Annotated in this window: 11 protein-coding genes and 2 pseudogenes; 8 read left to right on the forward strand and 5 right to left on the reverse strand. The window is 65.1% G+C overall.

All coding sequences use genetic code 11. From position 1 onward, the window contains the following. Window positions 1-137 precede the first annotated feature (137 nt). The 3 genes from ACUKCB_RS22480 to ACUKCB_RS22490 are packed head-to-tail and all read right to left on the reverse strand — an operon-like array spanning window position 138 to window position 1,582. Entirely contained in the window at window positions 138-710 is a 573-nt protein-coding gene (locus tag ACUKCB_RS22480; protein ID WP_473037574.1) for a hypothetical protein, read from the reverse strand. After that, window positions 707-1,003, reverse strand: coding sequence for a hypothetical protein (locus tag ACUKCB_RS22485; protein ID WP_184366822.1), 297 nt, complete (start codon window positions 1,001-1,003; stop codon window positions 707-709). Before ACUKCB_RS22485 ends, ACUKCB_RS22480 begins: the two co-directional genes overlap by 4 nt. A gap of 33 nt (window positions 1,004-1,036) precedes the next feature. Then, entirely contained in the window at window positions 1,037-1,582 is a 546-nt protein-coding gene (locus ACUKCB_RS22490; protein WP_473037575.1) for a hypothetical protein, read from the reverse strand. 324 nt (window positions 1,583-1,906) lie between these two features. Between ACUKCB_RS22490 and ACUKCB_RS22495 the strand changes: the two are divergent. The 3 genes and pseudogenes from ACUKCB_RS22495 to ACUKCB_RS22505 form a co-directional block, all read left to right on the forward strand. Beyond that, window positions 1,907-2,053 (forward strand): annotated as a pseudogene (locus tag ACUKCB_RS22495) (HNH endonuclease); the annotation flags it as partial. A gap of 15 nt (window positions 2,054-2,068) precedes the next feature. Next, entirely contained in the window at window positions 2,069-3,901 is a 1,833-nt protein-coding gene (locus ACUKCB_RS22500) for a DEAD/DEAH box helicase (RefSeq protein WP_473041106.1), read from the forward strand. Window positions 3,902-3,910: 9 nt separating this feature from the next. Beyond that, on the forward strand, window positions 3,911-5,179 hold the full coding sequence (locus tag ACUKCB_RS22505; protein ID WP_473037576.1) for a hypothetical protein: 1,269 nt from the start codon (window positions 3,911-3,913) through the stop codon (window positions 5,177-5,179). 6 nt (window positions 5,180-5,185) lie between these two features. On the opposite strand, the gene ACUKCB_RS22510 is transcribed toward ACUKCB_RS22505, so the two are convergent. Next, complete coding sequence (locus ACUKCB_RS22510; RefSeq protein WP_473037577.1) at window positions 5,186-5,968, reverse strand: competence protein CoiA family protein; 783 nt, start codon at window positions 5,966-5,968, stop codon at window positions 5,186-5,188. 362 nt (window positions 5,969-6,330) lie between these two features. Between ACUKCB_RS22510 and ACUKCB_RS22515 the strand changes: the two are divergent. The 5 genes and pseudogenes from ACUKCB_RS22515 to gltX form a co-directional block, all read left to right on the forward strand. Continuing rightward, a pseudogene (locus tag ACUKCB_RS22515) lies at window positions 6,331-6,832 on the forward strand (transposase family protein); the annotation flags it as partial. 2,537 nt (window positions 6,833-9,369) lie between these two features. Next, a complete protein-coding gene (cas7g, locus tag ACUKCB_RS22520) occupies window positions 9,370-10,548 on the forward strand; it encodes a type I-G CRISPR-associated RAMP protein Csb1/Cas7g (protein WP_473037578.1) in 1,179 nt (392 codons plus the stop codon). Between the two features lie 4 nt (window positions 10,549-10,552). Then, window positions 10,553-12,004, forward strand: a complete 1,452-nt coding sequence (gene csb2 / locus ACUKCB_RS22525; RefSeq protein WP_473037579.1) for a type I-G CRISPR-associated protein Csb2 — start codon at window positions 10,553-10,555, stop codon at window positions 12,002-12,004. Beyond that, the gene (gene cas3g, locus ACUKCB_RS22530) at window positions 11,991-16,091 is read left to right on the forward strand and encodes a type I-G CRISPR-associated helicase/endonuclease Cas3g (protein WP_473037581.1); all 4,101 of its coding nucleotides are present in this window, start codon (window positions 11,991-11,993) and stop codon (window positions 16,089-16,091) included. Before csb2 ends, cas3g begins: the two co-directional genes overlap by 14 nt. Before the next feature lie 2,379 nt (window positions 16,092-18,470). Then, window positions 18,471-19,886 carry a glutamate--tRNA ligase gene (gltX, locus tag ACUKCB_RS22535; RefSeq protein WP_473037583.1) on the forward strand — a complete coding sequence of 472 codons (1,416 nt, stop codon included), beginning with the start codon at window positions 18,471-18,473 and terminating at the stop codon, window positions 19,884-19,886. A gap of 1,271 nt (window positions 19,887-21,157) precedes the next feature. On the opposite strand, the gene ACUKCB_RS22540 is transcribed toward gltX, so the two are convergent. Further along, window positions 21,158-22,060 carry a sulfatase-like hydrolase/transferase gene (locus ACUKCB_RS22540; RefSeq protein ID WP_473037585.1) on the reverse strand — a complete coding sequence of 301 codons (903 nt, stop codon included), beginning with the start codon at window positions 22,058-22,060 and terminating at the stop codon, window positions 21,158-21,160. Between the last annotated feature and the right edge of the window lie 3 nt (window positions 22,061-22,063).

Consider the following 22,063-nt stretch of genomic DNA (forward strand, 5'->3'; position numbering starts at 1 on the left):
CGTGGAAGTTCCTGACCTCTCATCGGGGCTCCGTTGCTGCGTTCAAGGGGCCTGCCTGGTTCTGACGCCCTCTTGTGACCAGGAACGATGTCTCCCATCCCTGACTTTGCAACACTCCTGGACGCGGAGGGGAGGGATCAGCCCAGGAGCTGCGGTGCTGTGCGGAGCTGCTCGAAGAGCGCGCCGAGGTCCACGGCGTCCATATCGGTGACCAGGAGCAGCAGTTCCCGGTGAGGGCGGGAACCGCTGAACGCACTCATGCCATTGGAGCGCCCGAGGGCTTCGCGGAACGCAGGGTGGTGGAAGGCCTGGACTTCCACGATGTTGCCGTTCGCATGGGTGATGGTCAGCAGCGGGGCCACGTACGCGGTTCCGTCTTTGGTTTCACGCTGGGTCCAGACCAGTTCCGGCCGGATGCGGGGGCGGTTGTGCAAGATCGCGGCAGGGGCGGCGGCCAGGACGGCCTGTCCGTCTCCAAAGGTCCCCGGATTTGAACTGGTCCCTTTCTCGTCGGTACCGAGATCCTCGGTGAGCCAGGTGAGGGTACACAGTTCCGGTGCGGTTCCGATCCCCCAGGTATTGGGCAGGGGGCGGCCGGGGCCTGGGGTGTACAACCTGCGCAGGATGACCCAGGTGTGTCCGACGATGGTGATCTCGCCGAGTGCGGTAGTCCTCGTGGTGCCGAGCTTGTTGCTGGTTTGCGTGGTCATCGGCTCACCTTCTGGGCGTCGCGGCGGGTGATCTCGGCGGTGATGTGGTCGACAAGGCCGATCGGCAAAATGTCGGTGTTCCGCACCCATTTGGTGCGCTCGGCGGCGGTGAGCTCGAAGTTGAAGATCAAGCAGAAGAGCTGGAGCCCGTCGTGTTTCTCCTCTAGGCGGGCTGCGATCAGGGGGTACCCGGCGGGCAGCTCCGCTGAGGACATGAAAACCGCGACGTTCGGGGTCGGGTAGAAGGTCGGTTCGGCGATGAAGGCCGGGATGGTGATCGTGGACTCGCTCATCGGTTGGCCGCCTGTGTGTAGTGGTGGGAGACCTCAGCCCACGCCGTGTCGAACAGGTCGATTTCCCGCTGAGCGTAGACCGGCGCGGGGCGGTGCACCCCGTAAACGGGGCATTTGATCTTTTGAGGATCCTTGCCGCATTGGGCTCAGTAGAGGGCAGCCGCGGCCATGCCCAGCCGAGTGCGTGGCCGAGCGCAACACCTTGCCCTTGACGCCCTGGTCATCCAGGCACTCGTGGCAGGTGATGGTGATATCGGCGGGGTCGAGCTGGGCTTCCTCATCGGTCATGCGGGCGAGGAGGGCGTGGGAGATGCCTTCGAGGTAGGAGTCATTGACGAGCCCGTACTTCTTGGCGACGCCGAGAAGTTCGAGCTGCGTGGCGGTACGGGCGATCAGTGCGCCGAGCTGGCCGACCGTGGCGCAGAAGTTGATGGCGCCACCCTCCGTCCAGTAGTGGCGCAAGGCTTGATCGGATTCGCGCTGGCACTGGCTGACCAGGTCGCCGGCGGCGGAGTTGACCTTGGTCTCGTCAATGTTGGCGAGGAGTATCCACCAGGAGCCCAGACTGCAGGGCTCCATCCCGCTGCTATCGCCTTGGGCTGTTTTTAGGGAGCCGTCTTCTTAAACAGATGGATGGCTCAGCGATTGGCTGGTTGACACCCATAGAGTTTGAGAGCAAAAAATCGAGCATCATGCCTTGAAAACAGTAAAGATGCTCCACCAAAACCGGCATATACCAGCGGGGCATGCGGTGCCCGTGCCCGCTGCCGCTCGTCATACGTCTTCCGTAATGTCGGTGGCTGACGCTAGCCTTCGAACCATCATTAGGTTCTGCGGAGGGGGAGAAGAGCTCTCATGGTTGACCTTGATCCTCGCCGATCCTTCAGCTCCTCCCAACGACAAATGCTCTACGAAAACGCTGAAGGCCGCTGTCAGCGGTGCCTCACACCTTTGGGCCCAGGGTGGCACGCGGATCACCGCATCCCCTGGGCCGACGGAGGGCGAACAGAAATAGAAAACGGACAAGCCCTCTGTAACTCCTGCAATCTACTCAAAGGACGTGATATGCACTATCGCGATGCCTTCATCCCCCGCCCGTTTCAAGCCAACTTGATCGACCGTGTCCTGGAACGAGTTTCCGCTGGCGAGGACCGCACGGTAGTGCTCGCGTCTCCCGGATCAGGTAAGACCCTCGCCTACCAGTCCTTGGCTACCCGGATGATCAGGGAGGGGCTGATTGACTACATCGCGGTCTTCGCCCCTCGAACGGCACTCGCAGAACAGTGCGAGGTCGGCTGGATGACGACGGACGCCAGTGGGCACGTCACAGGTGGGCTGTGCGAGCTGTTCGATGCCACGAAGCGGCTCGGGAAGATCCGCCACCGTGTCAACGAGGTGCCGCTCATTCCCAGCAACGAGCGCAACAGTGGTTTCGTTGCCACCTACAGCGCGCTGGTCACGAACGAAGAGATCTTCACTCGATGGGCCACCCGTCACCAGGGGCGTTTCCTCCTGATCGCGGACGAGGCGCAATTCTGCGGTGACGATGACAAAGAGGGCGGTGGAACCCGCGCTGGCGAGCTGATCAAGAAGCTGCACGAGTACGCGCTGCACACTTTGCTGCTGACTGGAACGCCCTATCGTGCCGACAACCAGAAGCTGATTCTCGCCGACTACGAGCCGCACCGGGACTCCGGGAAGGAGCGGCTGGTTCGGCACGCGGAGGCCACCTACATCGATGGCATCGCCGAGAGCTATCTTCGAACCTTCGAGATGAAGCTCACCGACGCTCGGATCTCCAAGCGCACCATGAGCGAGCCTGAGGCCGGCCGTGGCGACAGCCTGCTGGAGTTCAACCTCTCCAACGACGGCAGTGAGCTGAGGGCGGCGCTGAAGGATGAACGGACCTGGAAACCACTGGTTGACTTGGTGGTCAAATCGGTTCGGGACAAGCAGAAATTCAACCAGGCCTACCGCGGCTTGATCTCCTGTATGCAGCAGGCCGAGGCGAAGAAGGTCGTCAAGTACCTGCAGGAGAACCATCCTGGACTGCGGGTCGGTCTAGCGGTCTCGGCCGAGGCAGGCGCCGCTGGTCGGGCTCTAGCCGACTTCAAGGTTAAACCGATGGATCTGCTGGTGACTGTCCGCATGGCGTTCATCGGTTACGACTGTCCGGAGATTAGCGTCGTCGGTGTGTTGACCAATTACCGTGACGTAGGGCACCTTCAGCAGTTGGTCGGTCGTGGTCTGCGCGTGTGGAAGGAGGGGTCGCCAGCCCGCCAGCAGTCGTGCATCATTGTGGCTCCTGATGACCCCAAGATGCAGAACTTCCTCAATGTGCTGCGCGACGAGGAGATGCAGGGCTTGCGGATCCTCCAGGAGCGTGATGAGGCGCTGGAGCCGAGGGAGCCGGGCGAGCCCGTCCAGGAAGCCTTCTCCTACGTGGAGTCCTCGGTCGCGACCACGACTCGAGCGGCCAGCAACGACACCGACGTGGAGGCGGACGAGTTCCTCCTGATCGATGGGTACAAGGTGATGGCGGACTCCGGCGAGGATGCCACCAAGGTGAAGAAGATCCTGGAGTTGGCTGGGGTCAAGGTCCAAAGCGAAGTCGTTCCCCCGCTGGGACCGGAGCCTTCGACGGCCACGCCGACCCCAGCTCCGAAGACGGAACGGGCCCAGATCGAGAACCTCAAGTCGAAAGCTGCCGAAGCGGTCAAGAGCGAGCTCGCCCGACGCGGTGTGAGACCGGGTCAGCCCGGCTACGCGGATGCCATGACCAAGGCGAACTTCGCATTGAAGCAGGCCTGCGGGTTTAGCGCGGACGAAACGAATACGCTCCAGAGGGCGGAGAAGCGGCTCCAGGTGGCTCTGAACATCAGCAAACACTTGGCTTAGGAGACCTAGATGACCGTGCGAGTCGAGTCCAACAGCTATCTCACAGAAGAACAGCAGCGGGTCCACCAGCTACGTGCCAGTCTTGAGCGCAACGGCGGCACCCCCGGCGGATTCCTCGACTTGCTCGCGGCGGTCGTCGAGGAGGGAACCTGGCGGCAGATACCCTCCGACATCAACGTCGACCAGCCCTTCGTCTCCTTCAAGGAGTTCATTGAGGCCAAGCCGCCTTTCGGGCTGGGCCACAAGCCCGAATACGTGCTTAAGGTTCTCCAGGTACCTCACCCCCATGAGGGTGTCCCCGAGATTCGTCAGCGCATGGAAGGGATGAGGGTCGCTGTCCGCGCGATGCTCGCTGAAGACGGGATCACGGGCTACAGCGAGGAACAGCGGGATCGGGACATCAAGGCCTGGGCCGCCCTTGACCGGTCGGGCGGCTGGTGGCTTGCGTTTTTTGTGGCCTGCCAGGTTTCCAAGGGCGCGAGCGGCAAGCAGACTGCAGCCAGCCGCCCCGCGAAGATCTCTGCTGCCGAGTTTGCACGCCGCTCCGAGACCTCACCAGAGCGTGTCCTGCGCTATCTGCAAGCATGGGAGGCGGCCACGGAGGCTGGCGTGGTCCAGCTTGGGGCAACTGACCTCTTCCCTGGGCACGAGCTAGTTGACCTTCCTGATGATGAGGTTTGGGGCCAGTTCTACAGCTCCCGTCGAAACTCCACCTCGGAACGGAGTGCCTTGGTTGCCGCCGCGGCCGAGATGGCTGGCGTCCGACCTACAAAGGCGCTGGAGGTCACGGAGAACCCTACGGCGCTGAAAGCGGCGATCATCGCCGACCAACGGACCGCTGAGGCGGCAAAGCAGGCGCTGGAGGTACGCGCGGCCGAAGCTCGGCAAGCCGAGCGCGTCGATTATCTTCGACGGATCGCTGACGAGGGCAAGGCCAAGACTCCGGCTGGGCTGCCAATTGACCTGCCTGCGCTAGCCAAAGAAAAGGCCGCTGCCTATGCGGAATCGGTCCAAGACGAGAAAGCCACTGCAGAAATGGTCGCCGAGGCCTATGGGGCTATCCAGGCGCTCATTGTCGAGACGGCCGCTTCAGATCCGGAGATTTCGATCCGAGAGCAGAGGACGCGATTCGCAAAGGCGATCACCACCACGGTTAAGAGCATCGAATCCATTGATCCTGCTGATCTAATTGCGGTCGTTGATGACGATCTCCGGGCTAACATCGCAGCAGTTCAGAAGCGAATCAACGACCTAGCCGAACTCATCTCACACCCATGACCAAGGTCAGTGCTCCTGCTGACTCTGTTCCTCAGAAACCAGAAGGATGGCCCACTCTTTACCGAACCTCCCACGGGTCGAGCTCAAATTGAACCCGACCTGCTCGCGCAAGCACTTTCTGAGCGTGCGTGGTGAGTACCCTGGGTAGTCCACACCAGTCGGTTCACCCCCTGGGCCGTACCAGGAGTAGGACTCCCCCGGGCGGCGAAGGCTCTCGAAGTCGACGCGCCACACCTCGCGGCTTTCGGGATCGATGATGTGCACGCCCTGCCCGTACCGGTTATCTACCCACAGCATCTCCGCAGGTACACGCACCTCATCTTCCTCGTCTGCGATGAGCAGGGTCGCTGCGCGGTGGCTGGTGAACAGCCACACTGTGGCGTCGTAACCGAGTTGGCGATCCCGCATGAGTCTGTCTTTCGCTTCGTCTACCTGGATCGCGGAGTCTTGGACTTCAACGGCGACCTTGCGGATGTTGCCCTGGGAGTCGACGCGGGAGACGACAACGTCCACGCGACGCCCCAGGGCTCTATGGCTCACCTCGATCTCAGCGGTATAGCCCAGGCGTGTGAACTCTTCTGCCAGGACTTTCTTGGCGAGAAGATGACGCCAGCTTTCGCCTTGCGCTGTGCAGGTGGACCCGGGGCTATGAGCGAAGTGTGCTGCGATCTTGCGGCCGCGCTTCTTGAGGATGACCCCTGAGCCGCACTCCGGGCAGGTGTAAGAGCCGTCCGGGGTATCTTTGGCAGCGATAGTTCGCTCCCTATCGTGATTATTGGCGACGAGCATGTTCCTCCCTCGCGGTCTTTCGAGGACATTCTGGCTCCTGTTCGGCGAAGATATGGTGCTGGTGTCCGGTTCCGGTCATGCGAGGAGACCGTGTACCTGAACAAAGATCTCAGTTTTTCCAGGGCGAGGCAGGGGCGTAGCCCCAGAGGTCGAAGACGGCTTCGCTGAGGCGGTCCGTGGTAGGCATTTATCCGTATGAATGTCAGCTCTGCAGGGAGAACTGCAGTGAGCCTTTTCGGGCAAGATTTTGTGGCTCAGCGTGATGTCTTGTGAGACCTTTCCATCCACCCGTCACAGAACAGACGCAAGGCCTCTGGTAGAAGAGTTCTCACCAAAGAACAGCCCTTCACCGAAGGCCTCACGTGTTTCCCAATATCACCTACACCGCGGTCCTGGGCGTCCAACCCTCCACAGCCCAACATCTCGCCCGGCTGCTCACCGCACACCAAGAAACGATCGGCACCCGCCCGGAAACCCGGGCCCTGAGCCCTTTCGGCCAGGCCGTGCTCGTCCCACGCTGGTTCCTGCACTCCACTCGCGCCACCCAGCTCGCCACTGACAACGGCATCGGGAAGACACCGTCTACGCCTACCTACACGAGGGCATCGACATCTTGTCCTCCCAAGCCCCAAACCTGCACACTGCACTGCAACGGGCCCACCAGGCAGGACACTCCCACCTCAACTTGGACGGCACACTGGTGCGCACCGACCCGGTGGCCACCCTTGGCCCCAGCGGCGCGGATCTGTGGTGGTCGGGCCAACCAAGCACCACGGCAGCAACGTCCAGGTCATTTCCATCCCCGACGGCTGGTCGCTGTGGACCTCGCCGGTGGGTCCCGGACGCGAGCACGACACCACCTGCACCTGAGCAGCTCAGGGCCTGCTGCCCGCGTTAACGTGGACGGCTCGCGATGAGCGGTTGAGACGCGTCACCTGTACCAGGTGCGGACTGAAGTGCAACCTTCAACGTGGACGACTCCCAGGGAGTCGTTGAGACCAGCCGGTCACATTAAGAGGTCCCGCAAGGCACCTGCTTCAACGTGGACGGCTCCCGAGGAGCCGCTGAGCCCTGCTGTCCCGCGACCCGTCCATCACCATCGGCCACCTTCAACGCGGACGGCTCGCGAGGAGCCGTAGATACGCGGTGATCTGCTCCGGTGTGACCCCGTCGATCTGCTTTCAACGTGGACGGCTCCCAAGGAGCTGTTGAGGCAAGCGAATGCAGCAGATCGACCACGAAATGCACCCCCCTTCAATGTGGACGGCTCAAACGGAGCCGTTGAGGCTGCTGGTCGCTGGACCCGACGGTCTGGACGATGTTCCTTCAACGTGGACGGCTCCCAAGGAGCCGTTGAGACGACCAGGCCAACAGCGCGATCAGCGCCGCCGACAACCTTCAACGTGGACGGCTCCGAAGGAGCCGTTGAGACCAGTTGATGTGCAGTACCCCGTCGATGACCACGCGCCTTAAATGTGGACGGCTCCTCAGGAGCCGTTGAGGTCTTGCCCTGGTAAGCGCGGGTCCCCGCGCGTTTGCCCCTTCAACGTGGACGGTTCAGGTGGAGCCGTTGAGACGAGACGGAGATCGCTGACGACGCGATCACCACCCCCCTTCAACGTGGACGGCTCGTGAGGAGCCGCTAAGGCTGGACTCTGGAGAACGGGGTGGCGACCTTCACGCTCCTTCAACGCAGACGGCTCACGTTGATCCGTTGAGGCGACGCGCTCAAGTCCACCACCGGGCCGCGCTCAGACTTTCAACGTGGACGGCTCAGGAGGAGCGGTTGAGACATATCGGCGCCGCAGTCGGTGATGGTCAGTGGGACCCTTCAACGTGGACGATCTCCGGGGAGACGTTGAGACCACGGTTCGGGATGCTCCCTGGCTGATCGTGAAAATGCTTCAACGTGGACGGTTCCCGAAGAACCGTTGAGGCGACGTAGGTCGTACGTACGAGGATGCCACCCCAAGCACCTCAACATGGACAGCTCCTGGGGAGTTGTTGAGACGACCGGAGCTTGGCGCCAGTGATGTGGCACTTGTAGCTTCAACATGGATGGCTCCAGAGAAGCCGTTGAGACCCGGAAGTCCAAGAGGGTGAGGACTTCACCCAGCGGCTTCAACGTGGACGGCTCCCACGAAGCTGTTGGGACCTTCGGGTCCATCACCGTCGCGTGCCCGCCAAGGATGCTTCAATGTGGACGACTCCAGGGGAAGCCGGAGAGACCCGAAGCAGCGTATCCCGACGGGGACGGGCAGCTTTCTTCAACGTGGACGGCTCACATGGATCCGTTGAGACTCGGCCTGGCCCTGGATGTGGGGCGGGTGGCCGGCCCTTCAGCGTGGACGACTCCCAAGGAGCCGTTCAAACCTGCGGGGTCGCCGCACCGCGTCACAGATGACGCTCCTTCAACATGGGCGGCTCGTGAGGAGCCGTTGATACTCCCACCCAGGGCCACCGAAGAACCACCGCTCGGACCTTCAACGCGGACGGCTCCGAAGGAGCCGTTGAGACGTCAGGATCGTGGAGGCCGCGATGTGTGCCAGGTGTCTTCAACGTGGACGGCTCCGAAGGAGCCGTTGAGACGAGGGGAGAGCAACCGGAATCCTTACCGGCAGAGCACCTTCAACGTGGACAGCTCCCAAGGAGCCGTTGAGACAGGCCAGCCGAAGAAGCAACAGGACCCACGTACTGCCTTCAATGTGGACGGCTCACGAGGAGTCGTTGAGACGACCGGTTCGGCCGCAACCGCACCGACAACGCGATCCTTCAATGTGGACGGCGCGAGAAGGGCCGTTGAGGCTGCTGGCCGCCGGACCCGGCGGTCTGGACGATGTTTCTTCAACGTGAACGACTCCCAAGGAGCCGTTGAGACACCTGCTCGCGAGCGTCATCCGAGGGTGTAAGACCTTCAACGTGGACAGCTCCCAAGGGGCCGTTGAGACCTACAAGACGCTCTTCCTCGGCGGGGGCGCCGACGTCCTTCAACGTGGACAGCTCCCAAGGAGCCGTTGAGACTCGGGCCCTGTACCCCGACGAGCACAGACAAAAGAACCTTCAACGTGGACAGCTCCCAAGGAGCCGTTGAGACAGCATCTGACCAGCAGATATCCGTAGCAGGCATCTGAGAGAAGACGGAAAACCTGTTCTGGCGGGCGTTTTGTCGGTTTTCTGCTTGGGAACCTGCTGGGGTTTTCATGCGCACTCCAGGTTCGCGCGGGCCGAGTTCCGTCATCACAGATGCTTGGCGATCTCGGATCGGCAGACTAACACCCGGATCTGTCACACCCCGCCCCTACGGTGTTGCCCGGTGCTACCCACACCGCTGTAGGACCCCTTTCCCCCGCTGGTCACCGCCATCACTACGCAGCCCCCTTGCCTTGTTGAAGGAGACGTTGATGTCCAGTCAGTTCCTGGAGTTGTTGTTGGCCGCGGTGGGGCCCGAGCGCCCCTGGGCCGGGGTGTCGGCCCAGGCCGAATACCGTCCCGCCGCGGGCGACAAGGTGTTCCCGCCCTCCTACCCCAAGGACAGGAGCCAGGAGAAAGGCAACCCGCTGGCCGATGCGCCCTACCTGGCCGAGGAGCACTGGGTGGACGGCGAGCAGCGGTGGGTCGTGGTGCTGGACCAGGTGCCCAGCCAGGCCAACCGCGTCGAGACCGCCCTGCTGGAGGCCCGTGACGAGGGCCGCATCCGGCTGCCGTTGTTCGAACTCACCACCACGACCTCGCGTGGTCCGGTGCGGATCACCTCGTTGGAGATGCCGCACCGGTTCGCTGACGCCTACCTGCGCGACAGCCAGATCGGCGGGGTGCGCTTCCCAAAAACGGAGGTGGGGCAGAAGATCCGTTCGGTCACCGCGCGGGATGTGCGTGCCCTGTTCGAGTACTCGCCCGAGTCGCTGCTGTTCGGCGGCTGGGATTCCCACCGCAAGGGCCACCAGACCCGGTTCGCTCGCGCCTACTCCTCCTCCATCGTCGGCCTGGACCCGCGGCTGGGTCAGCGCCAGGGCGGGCGGATGGACCCGGTCAACCTCACCGGTGCCGTCAAGGACTCGGCCAAGGATGACTGGGAGTTCATGATCCCGGGGGAGAAGAAGGCCAAGACCAAGGGCGAGAAGCTCAGCGAGCGCGGCCTTGGCAACATCGCCCCCAACCCCGCCCACGGCGGGGTGTCCATCACCGGCGCCCGGCGTGCGGGGTGGCTGTCGATGGCCGCTCTGGCGCGGCTGCGTTTTGGTGACGCGCCGGTGGAGGCGGTGCGTCTGGCCCGGGCCACGCTGGCCGCGTTGGCGCTGGCCGGGGACCGGTTGGCGTTCGGTGGGCCCTCGGTGTGGCTGCGCTCAGGGTGCGACCTGATCCACACCGGCCAGCGCCTGGTCTTCGAAGGCGAGGGCCAGGCACGTGAAGAGATCACGTTGGGTGCGGGGGAGGCGATCGAGGTCTTCCACGAGCTGTGCGAGCGCACCGCCAAGGCCGGCATCACCATGTCCCAGGAGACCATCGCCCTGGACCCGGTGCCGGCACTGGCCAAGGCCATCGAGTACTCGGTGGCCAAGTCCGACGAGCCGGGGGAGTAGTCCTGTGCCGTTGGTGATGAACGTGCGGCTGTTGCAGGGCCGCTATGACGCCGCCGATGGGTGGCGCGAGAACGTGGAATGGCCCCCCGCCCCCTCCCGGCTGTTCTGCGCCCTGGTGGCCTCGGCCCCCACCGCAGAGGAGCGCCAAGCCCTGGTCTGGTTGGAAAACCAGAGCCCACCCCAGGTGTGGGCAGGGGAGCTGCCCGAGCGGGCGCGGTTTCGCTCGGACGGGTATGCGGTGACCAACAAGACCTCGAGCAAGGGCGGTAGTCAGTCCCTGCCCGGGCGCACCACCGCCCCGTTGACAAGGGTGTCAGGTATCCCGGACACGGACGAGTTCGCGTTCGTGTGGCCCGAGGCCGACCCACCTGCGCAGGTGGAGAAGGCGTTGGCGGAGCTGGCGTGGAAGGTGCCCTACCTGGGCCGGTCCACCAGCACCGTCGCCATCCGCGTCCACACCACCCCCGCCGCGCGGCCGGAGTGGACCCCCTACACCCCCGTGGCGTTGGGCGAGCGGGCCACGACCGCGCTGGGCGTGCCCTACCCGGGCTACCTGGAGGCTTTGGACCGGGCCTTCACCCAAGGGGAGAGTGCGTGGGATGTGCGCCGCACGATCGGCTACACCACCCCCGACGCCCCAGCCGTGCAAGAGCCTGAGGTGGTGCGGGGCCCGTTCGGGACGATGCTGGTGTTCGCCTTCGCACGTGACGTGGTGTTGCCCGCTTCCGGTGAGCTGTTGACGTTGACCGACAAGCTCCGCGACACGGTGATGGCACGCATCGGTGAGAACATCCCCGGGCAGGTGTCCGGGCACGCCGACCCGGGCCGTCACCACGTGGGCTTTGTGGGGTTGCCCGAGGTCGGCCACCGCCACGCCCGCGGTGCCCTGCACGGCCTGGCGGTGGTGCTGCCCCACGAGGTGGATCCCGAGGCGGCCCAGGCGGTGCACCGGGCCCTGGTGGAGGAGCCGTTGACCCACCTCAATCGCGGCTACGGCCCCATCTTCCCCCTGCACCTGCAGACAGAAGGCTCCAACACCAAGGCGCTGGATCCGGCACGCTGGAGCGCCCCTGGAACGGGCTCGCGGGTGTGGGTGAGCGCGACCCCGCTGATGCTGGACCGGTTCGTGCGCCGCAACAGCGACCCCACCGAGAGCATCGCCCGCTCCGTGGTGACCGCGGGCTACCCCGCACCCTCACGTGTGCAGGTCTCCCAGGCCCCGTTGACCCCGGGGGCGATGCTGCGCCCCCGCAAGGACACCTACCCCCCAAAGCGGCCCCGGCGGTGGGTGCTGCACGCCCGCATCGAATTCCCCGAACCCGTGGTGGGCCCCGTCCTGGTCGGCTCCATGCGCTACCTGGGCCTGGGGTTGTTCGAACCCCACCCCACAGCCCGCCCCCACACCACGGCCCAGAACCGTGCCCGCTCGGAGGAGGTTGTCGATGTCACCGGCTGAGCTGCCCACGTTCACCGCGTTCTTCAAGGCCGTGCACGGCCACGGCCCCTTCCCCTGGCAAGCCGCCCTCGCTGACCGGCTCCTGGCCGGCGAGGACTGGCCCGAGGCCGTGGACGTGCCCACCGGGCTGGGCAAGACCAGCCTGCTCGACATCGCCCTGTACACCGCCGCGGCCGGGGCGGCCGACCGGCGCCGCCGCGTGTTCTTCATCGTCGACCGCCGCCTGGTGGTGGATGAGGCCTTTGAGCACGCCCACGTGATCGCCGACCTGCTCAACGGACACACACCAGCGGGTGCTGACCGCACCGCAGAGGACATGGCCGTCCTGGCGGCGATTGCCGATCGGTTGCGCCAGAGCGAGGACCAGGGCCCGGTCGTGGAGGTCACGCGGATGCGGGGCGGCACCACCTGGTCCTGGCAGTGGATCCAACGCCCCGACCGCCACGCCCTGGTGGTGGGGACCGTCGACCAGATCGGCTCCCGCCTGTTCCTACGCGGCTACGGCGTCTCCGACCGGCTGCGCCCCATCGACGCGGCCCTGGTGGGCACCGACAGTCTCATCCTGGTCGATGAGGCCCACCTGGCCCAGGCCATGCTCACCAGCATCGACGCCGCCACCATCGACCAGCCCGAGCACCGGCTCGCCCGGCCGCGTGTGGTACAGATGTCAGCCACCGTCAAAGACGGTGCCGCCCGCCGGACCCACTCCATCGGCGAGGCCGACCACGCCCACCCTGTGGCCTCGCGCCGGTTGACCTCGCCGCGGTGGATGCACCTGGTCGAACCACACAAGGTCACCAAGAAGAACGCCTCCCAGGTCATCACCGCCCAGCTCGCCTCCTGGGCCCAGACCCTGGCCGCAGCCCAGCCCATGGCCGGCCCGGTGGTGCTGGTGGTGTGCAACACCGTCGCTCGAGGCCGAGCGGTCTTCACCGCCCTGACCGAGGCACAGATCGCCCCCGAGCAGAGGGTGTTGTTGATCGGGCGCAGCCGCCCCGCGGACCGGCAACGCCTCATGGACACCTTCTACGACCGCATCCAGGTCAAACGCAAGCACGGTCGTGAGAGCGAGCCGTTGTACGTGGTCGCCACCCAGACGGTGGAGGTGGGAGCCAACATCGACGCCGATGTGCTGGTGAGCGAATCGGCGTCCATGACCGCCCTCATCCAACGCCTGGGACGGCTGGCCCGCACCCCCGAAACTCGCGAAGCTCCCGCCACCACTGGCGGCGGGCGGGGTTGGCGTGCTCCTGCGGTCATCGTCCACGACCCTTCAGTGGAAGACGAGGACCCCGCCTACGGGGCTGCCCGCCAGGGCACCTGGCGCTTGTTGTCCCGCCTGTGCCCGCCCCTGGCCACCACACCCAAGCAGGCCTGCACTGTGGAGGACTTGGGTACCGGGATCGAGGTCTCACCCGCGGCCCTCAAGAAGCTGCTCGCCCAAGCCAGCGAAGAGGAGCGGGCCGCCCTGCAAGAGGCGGCCAAAGCACCCCCGGTGATGCACCCGGGGGTGCTGCGGTCCTGGGAACACACCAGCCCTACCCCCGTGACCGACCCACCCGTGGCGCCGTTCCTGCACGGACTCGACACCCGCGACCCCGACGTCACCGTGCTCTGGCGTGAGGACATTGACCCCGCCACCTGCCTGGACAAGACCGGGAAGGTCGCTCAGGCGGTGGTTGAGCGGCTGCGGCTGGTACCGCCCAGCAGCGACGAACAGCTCCAGGTCTCCCTGACCGCTCTGCGCCGCTGGCGCAACAGCGACCACGTCGCGGCCGGCCAGATCGCTGACCTGGAAACAGCCCCCGCTCCCCAGGACGTGGAGGAGGTAGCGGAGCAGGAGTACGTGCTGCGCTACCGGGGCCACCGCGACCTGGAACGCATCACCCTGAACCAGGTCCGCCCGGGAGATGCCCTCATCCTGCCCAGCTCCTTCGGCGGATGCGACCGCTACGGATGGGCGCCCCAGCACCACACCGGCCCCGTCGTGGACGTGGCCGACCTGGCCTCACGCTGCGGCTTCCCCACCGTGCGCCTGGACCAGCGCCTGATCCACACCGTCGGCCTGGTCGAGGCGAACGATGCCAGCGCACCCGCCCAGGCCCTACGACAAGCACTCCACGAGCTACTCGCGGTCCAGGACGCCTTCGAAGAGATGGGCCGGGCCCCCGAACCAGGCGACTACCGTGCCGCTCTGGAACAGGTCAACGCACTCATCCAAGAGCAACGCCTACAGCATCCGCTGGCCACGAACCTGACCCGGCTCGCCCAGGCCGCCAAGAACCGCAGCCTGCTCGTCAAAGTCCTCCCCGCCGAGGGCACAGAGTCCCGCACCCCCGCCAACCCCGGGGTTGAGGTGGAACAGGAGTCGCTGCGGGGAAGGGTCGTGCTGGCCGCACGCAGGGCGCTGCGCGGCGGCGACACCGACGAGGCTTCGGCCTCCACCACCGACGAACTCGAACCGGTGTGGTTGGACGATCACCAGGACCAGGTCGCCCGCCAGGCCGCGGCCTTCGCTCGCAACATCAGCCTGACGGAGACCGAGGTGCACGCCGTCTACCTGGCGGGTCTGTACCACGACGAGGGCAAACGCGACCCCCGCTTCCAAACGATCCTGCGCGGCGGCCTCCCCCTGCCCGCCGCCCAGATACAGGCGGGCCAGGTGCTCGCCAAGTCACTCAAGGCCCCCACCGACCCGACCGCACGCGAGCAGGCGCTCCACGCCTCGGGCTACCCGCCCGGCACACGCCATGAAGGGCTCTCCGCCCGCATCGCCCAACACCACCTGGACTCCCACGGCCTCGACGAACAGGTACGGGATCTGGTGTTGCACCTGGTGGCCTCCCACCACGGCCACTCCCGCCCCCTGCTGGCACCGGTACCCGACCCCGCACCCGTCCAGGTACCGCTCCCGGGCACCGACACCACAGTGAGCACCGCAGGCCTGCTGGACTGGCGCTCCCCGGCCCGGTTCGCCCGCCTCAACCACACGCATGGCCGGTGGAAGCTGTCCCTGCTGGAAGCGGTGGTGCGCATGGCCGACATGTGGTGCTCGGCCGGACAACCGGTCACCACCACAACACACACCCCACCCCGGCCACACCAGCAACCCACCCCCGCCGCCACAGCGATCGAGGCGCACACCGTGACGTTGCCGGCCCTGGACGGACGCGACCCCTTGGGCTTCCTCACCAGCCTGGGCGTGCTGCGCCTGCTCCACCAACACCTCGGACCCGGCCGAGTACGGCTCTCGTTCGACCCGTTGATGGCCACCGCGCAGATCACCAGCCCACTTCCAGAGGTGGAACAGATCAGCGCTGCCCTGCACCGCATCGTCCAAGACATCCCCACCCAAGGTGCTCTCCCGCAGGTGCAGGCGGCCTGGCCACCCCAGATCGGTGTCGGCAAAGACCCTCTGCGCGTTCCCCGCCACCACCTACAGGAGCTGCGAGACCGGGCCCGCCAGGTGGGCGGTGAACACGCCCCGGCCTGGTTGCACACCATCGTCACCGACCTGGCCACCGACAACGACGGCCGCGTCGCACTCACGCCCTTCATGGCCCCCGCAGGTGGACAGAAGGCCGCCACGTTCTTCTCCAAACCCCTGGAACTGGTCCTCAAAGACCCCGCAGTTCTGCACCAGGCCCTCACCGGGTGGCAACGCCTGGAGGGGTGCACCGGGGAGAACCTTGACCACCGGGCCATCCGCACCGCGGTGGACACCACCACCGGCGCCTCCACACCCAACGGGGTACCCGGCGCGACCTGGCTGGCCACCCAAGCCCTACCCCTGCTGCCGCTGTCCGGCGATGGCAGATACCTGCGCTCAGGCCTGTGGTACCGCCACCACCGGCAACGCATCATGCTCTGGCCCGTATGGAAACAACCCTTGGACCTGGACAGCGTCCAAGCCCTTCTCACCCACCCGAACCTGACGCCTCAGCCCGCAGAGCAACCGTCACCCCGTCTGGACCGCAAGGGCCTGGTCTCGTTGGGCGTGCTCACCGTCGCCGCCGCGCACCGCCGACCCATCCCCGGCGGAAAGTCCGCGGGCGTACTCACTCCGATGCCCGCCGACCTGTTCTGAAGCGCGAACCCCACGTGCACGCCACATTCCCGGGAGGTTCCCAACCACAAAACCCCACAAAACGCCTAGCATGCGTCCTGTGCCGAGAGCTCTCTCATCTTCTCCAGAGGGTTCTGCCTGTTCACACGCTGTCTCAACGTCCCTGATCGGGACGTCTACGTTGAAGGCCTCCTGCGGTAATGGCCGTGCGGTGACCGGACAAGTCTCAACGTCCCTGACCGGGACGTCTACGTTGAAGGGTGTGGGAAGAGGACGCCCGACCGTGAGGCCCACCGGTCTCAACGTCCCTGAGTGGGACGTCTACGTTGAAGGTGCGAGTCGCGGGTGCGGCTGATGCGGCCCGCACCGTCCCAACGTTCCTGATCGGGACGTCTGCGTTGAAGGGTGATGTCGTACTCTTCGTCGTCGAGAGTGACCCAGTCTCAACGTCCCTGTGTGGGGCGTCTGCGTTGAAGGGGCGCCCTGCGCACCGAGCTGAGCCGCCGCTACGACGTCTCAACGTCCCTGGTCGGGACGTCTACGTTGAAGGTCTAATCGGCTACAGGGGTACGGACAAGATTGGTCGTCTCAACGTCTCTGGTCGGGACGTCTGCGTTGAAGGTTGCGCACGGCCTGGTCGATGGCCTGCTGCCACGTGTCTCAACGCCCCGAGCGGGCTGCCTACGTTGAAGAACGAAGGAAGGGCTGAAGCCCACAAAGGTTATCTTGTCTCAACGCTTCCGGCCGGGACGTCTACGTTGAAGGTTTGTGGCCGCTACCTACACGGGGTAGGGCGACCCATCTCAACGCCTTCGAGTGGGGCGTCCACGTTGAAGGACCACGGGCCGACTGGGGGTCAACGCGCTTTCCGCGGTCTCAACGTCCCTCAGGGGGCGTCTATGTTGAAGGTTCCAGCTCTGCGCTGCGCCCTCCTAGCCCCGCCGGTTTCAACGCTTTCAAGCCGGGCGTCGATGTTGAAGAGGGACGTGCGTAGCGGTCAGATACAGGATGTCCGTGTCTCAACGTCCCTGATCGGGAGGTCTACGTTGAAGGTCCAGCGCGCGGTCCCGTGACCCGGGCACGCCTGGTCTCAACGTCCCTGACCGGGACGTCTACTTTGAAGGACCCCACGTGACGCCGCCGCGCTGGCATGGCTGGCGGTCTCAACGTCTCCGATCGGGACGTCTACGTTGAAGGTTGGGTATGGCCGGGTGGGGCACCAAGGAGATCATGTCTCAACGTTCCTGAGCGGGACGTCTACGTTGAAGTGCGACGACGAACCCGGATTGGCCTGGTCACTGGCTAGTCTCGACACCTCCAAACAGGGCGTCTACGTTGAAGCCGCTCGATCGTCTGTAGCGTCCGGCCGATGATGACGTCTCAACGTCCTAAAGCAGGGCGTCCACGTTGAAGTTCTGCGTTCTCGATCTCGGAGACCTCGCCCAGCTCGTCCCATCGCCCTTAAGCAGGACGCCTACGTTGAAGCAGCGCCAAGTGCCACAGGCCCTTCGCGACCAGCGGGGTCCCAACGCCCTCAAACAGGGTGTTTACGTTGAAGGTCGATACTGATCGAGTAGCCGTTGGCTCCGGCATTGTCTCAACGCTCTCAGGCAGGGCGTCTATGTTGAAGGGTGTCCGAGATGATCTGTGAGGCCAAGGCCCAGGAGTCTCAACGGCCTTGCGCAGGACGTCTACGTTGAAGGACTGACCGCGCGGTCAACACCGACGCCGGCCGGCTGTTTCAACGTCCCTGCTTGGGACGTCTACGTTGAAGAGAGGCGTCGATGAATCGGGTGCGAGCGGTGTCCGGGTCTCAACGTCCCTGTTCGGGACGTCTACGTTGAAGGCACATGCAGCACCAGCCGCTCCCACCCCTGATCAAGGTCTCAACGTCCCTGCCCGGGCCGTCTACGTTGAAGGGCGTCCATGCCGCTGTTCGTCCGCAACCAGGACGGCGTCTCAACGTCCCTGAGCGGGACGTCTACGTTGAAGGTGGGAAGACCAGACCGGGATGTACCTCGCTCCGCTGGTCTCAACGTCCTCGAGCGGTACGTCTACATCGAAGTTGGCAGAACACCCAGGCTGGGATCCGTCCGCCCATGTCTCAACGCCTCTCATCGGGGGTGTCTACGTTTAAGCTCCGGCGTCACCTTGGCCAGGTTGGTCGCGATGGACGCCTCAACGCCCTCAGTTAGGGCGTCTACATTGAAGGCGCTTCTGTGGCTCGATCTGGGCCTGTCCGGAAGCTTCGAGGCACCTCAGTCGAGCTTGGGACAGGTGTTTCACTGCGATCCCTGCATTTCGAGTGCAGAGGTTCTGATGTCGGTACTGCATGGATTCGGAAGGAGGTCGTCGTGGAACGCCATGGATGCCTAACGGAGTCACGCTAGGCTCTGTGGGGTGACTGACACCTCGATTCGCACCAGGTTCGCACCTTCCCCGACCGGCATGTTCCACGTGGGCAACGCCCGGTCCCTGCTGCTGAACTGGGTGGTCGCACGACAATCCGGCGGCACCATGGTGCTGCGGATCGAGGACACCGACGCCGCCCGCTCCCGCCCCGAATGGACCGAGGGCATCCTGGCGGCGATGGCCTGGCTGGGTGTGGACTCCACCCAGTACGAGGGCCCCTACTCCCAGACCGACTACGCCGACAAGCACACCGAAGCCGCCCAGCGCCTGTTGAAGGAAGGTCTGGCCTACTACTGCGACTGCAAGCGCGAGCAGGTCCAGGCCCGCCGGGACAACCCCAACCTGGGCTACGACGGATTCTGCCGCGACCGCGGTCTGGAGGCCGGGCCGGGGCGGGCGCTGCGCTTCCGTATCCCCGAGGGCGGGCCGACCGTGGTCGAGGACAAGATCCGGGGCCGGGTGGAGTTCCCGCACGAGGCTCTGGAGGACTTCGTCATCGCCCGCGGCGACGGCACCGCCCTGTTCGTCCTGGCCAATGTGGTGGACGACGTCGAGATGGGCATCACACACGTCATCCGGGGCGAGGAACACCTGTCCAACACCCCCAAACAGCAGTTGCTGTGGGAGGCGCTGGGGCACACCGCGCCGGTGTGGGCACACGCCCCCGTGCTGGTGAATGAGAAGCGGCAGAAGCTGTCCAAGCGGCGTGACAAGGTCGCGATGGAGTCCTACCAGGCCGAGGGCTTCCTGCCCGAGACCATGGTCAACTACCTGATGCTGCTGGGTTGGGCACCGGGCGAGGACCGGGAGATCATGCCGATCGAGGAGATGATCCCACTCTTCGACCTGGCCGACGTCAACTCCTCGCCGGCGTTCTTCGACGAGAAGAAGCTGCGGGCCTTCAACGGCGACTACATCCGCGCCCTCGACGTGGAGGAGTTCGTCAAGCGCTGCGCCCCCTACCTGGAGGGCGAGGGGGTTCCGTGGCGGCCGGAGGACTTCGACGCGGATGTGTTCGCGCAGATCGCTCCGCTGGCGCAGAGCCGGGTGGCGGTGCTCAGCGAGATCGTGCCCAACGTCGACTTCCTGTTCCTGGACTCGCCCGTCTTCGACGAGAAGAGCTGGACCAAGGCCATGAAGCCCGGTATCGGAGCGGAGATGCTCACCGCAGCGATCGCCACCTACTCGGACGAGTCCCTGGACTGGGAGCCCGAGGCCCTTAAGGGAGCCCTTGAGCAGGCCGGGGCCGCCCAAGGGCTCAAGCTCGGCAAGGCTCAGGCGCCAGTCCGTGTGGCGGTGACCGGCCGCACGATCGGGCTTCCGCTCTTCGAATCCCTGGAACTGCTGGGTAGGGAGCGCACGCTGGAGCGCCTGCGCGCGGCGTTGGAGCGGCTCAACACCTGACGAGCCGCATCCAGCCGTACAGCCACTAGCTGTGGAGGAAAGACCTTCAGGAGTTCCGATACTTGGGGCCCGTCCTGTTGTCCGGTGAGCACCCAGCGCACCGGCTGTGGGGGCGGGCCCTTCTTCGCGCCGTGTGAGTAGGCTTCCAACCACCGCCAGGCCTCTTCAACCTGGGCCGGGGGTGTTTCGTAGCTGATCTGTGTATTGGTGAGGGCTCGGCACAACCGGATCTGTTGGACCAATGGCCGGGGGTAGCGCCGGACGGTCCACCCGATGATGTGCGAAGGGGAGTCCGGGCAGTGCTCGCTCAGCTCCTTGCCAGCTACTTCTGGGGCAAGGACGGCGGATACCTTCCGGTCCACGGAGGTCAGTCGTCGCTCGTCCAGGCGGCTGTCCCCATGTCTGGGAAGAACCGTGCGCACGCGCTCCGCCAGCGCGGAGAAGCCCAAGGATCGAGCAGCCGACTCAGGCTGGTCCAGGTAGGGTTCGGCCAGGAAGTACCGCAGCGTGGAGGGCCTGATGCCTTGTGCGAGCAGGTCAGCGATGCGAGGAACATCAGGGCCCTGCTCCAGGAGTTTGGGTAGGAACAGGTGCGCCGGTGGGCGCCTTCCTCCGGTCAGAGCCCAGTACAGGCGGACCTGGATGGGTGTGGCGTCGCGTTTGTCGGTACCCCGCACGACCAGAGTCGTGCGCTGGGCGATGTCGTCCACGACCGTCGCTAGGTGCCACAGGGCCCGGCCATCGCTGCGCATGAGCGGAACCATCTCCTGCCCCGGTGCGAGGGGCGTGGTCACGTTCACCGCCACAGAGGCAGTCAAAGCCTTGGGGCAGATGCCTTGTTGGCTCATGAGACGATCCACAGCAGCCACGTGGAAGCAGGGAAGTCCTCGCCTTGTCACCAGGAGCCGTTGGGCCGCCAGGCGCCGCAGGGCTTGCCGGTACCGATCGCTTCGCCGGCTCTGGCGTAAGGCTTCCTCCTCGTTCGCTACCGGTATCTGCGCTACCCGCCTGATCTCTTGTAAGAGGTGGGCCCGATGCACATCACGGCTGCGCAAGCTGTCGCTGTCATCCCACCGAACCGCCACGTGTACACCCACACCGAGGTGCTGTGCGGCTCTGTGAGCCAGAAGCGCGGTGAGCAGGTGGGTGCGCAGAACTCCGGCCCGGAAGGACCCGTGGTTGGGGGAGACCCCCAACCTTGTCCGGACGCCGACGGAGGAGGCCATGGTGATCGCGGGATGTGCATACCAGGGGCGGATATCAGCCATGGACTATTCCCCTCCCAGCACACCGCACCACAGCGGCACGGTGGCGACCGTCGGATGGGAGTGCGCGTGACCGAACCTGCCGCCTTCACCGAACTCTTCGCCGTGGTCAGCACAGACCACGACCAGGCAGCGTCGCGCGTTCAGCAGTGAGAACAAGTCACCCAAGCGGGTGTCGGCCCACTCCAGAGCGTGCCTTTGCATGCCCAGAAGCACCTCGATGTCCTCAGCGGCCAACTCTTGCCCCTCGCCGGAGCCCCGCTGGGAGTCGTGCAGTCGATAGAGGCGTTCGAGGAGTTGCTTGTTTCGGTCGTTGAGGGGGCTGAACGGGGTCGTGTAGGGGATGTGCGTGCTGGAGCAGTTCACGAACAGGAAGAACCGTTCGGCCCGCAGACACAGCTCCGCGAGCTCTCGGGTGTGGGACAGCGGTAGGACTTCGTCGCGATCAGCGACACGGTCCTCTGTGGCGGCCCGGGCACGAGAGGGCCGACCGAAGTAACGGAACTCTGGGAACAGTTTGGGCAGGCCGTTGGCCGAATCTGAGGAGTCGAAGAAGGACACCCCTCCCGTACCTGCCACCCGGTAGCCCTTCCTGGCGTAGTGGGCCATCAGCGTGGGCCCCTCGAAGGGGACGGCGACGCGGCCTTTGGAGGGGCGGGCCGCCGCCGAACGCCACACGGCGTCCACCGTGTTTCCGTCGAGCTTCAACGTTGCCGAGATCGGTCGGGGGAGAAAGCCGTTGAACAACGCCGCGTGGGCGGGCAGCGTATAGGTTCCAGGGCTCTCGGCCAGTACCAGCGGTCCGAGCTTCGCCAGGTTCGGGGTGTACGCGCTCTCCGCGACGTCGTAGCGGCAAGAGTCCAAGGTGACCAACACGACGCTGAGGTCGGCTAGATCGGTGGTCGTCATCGC

Source organism: Nocardiopsis moroccensis (assembly GCF_055763695.1).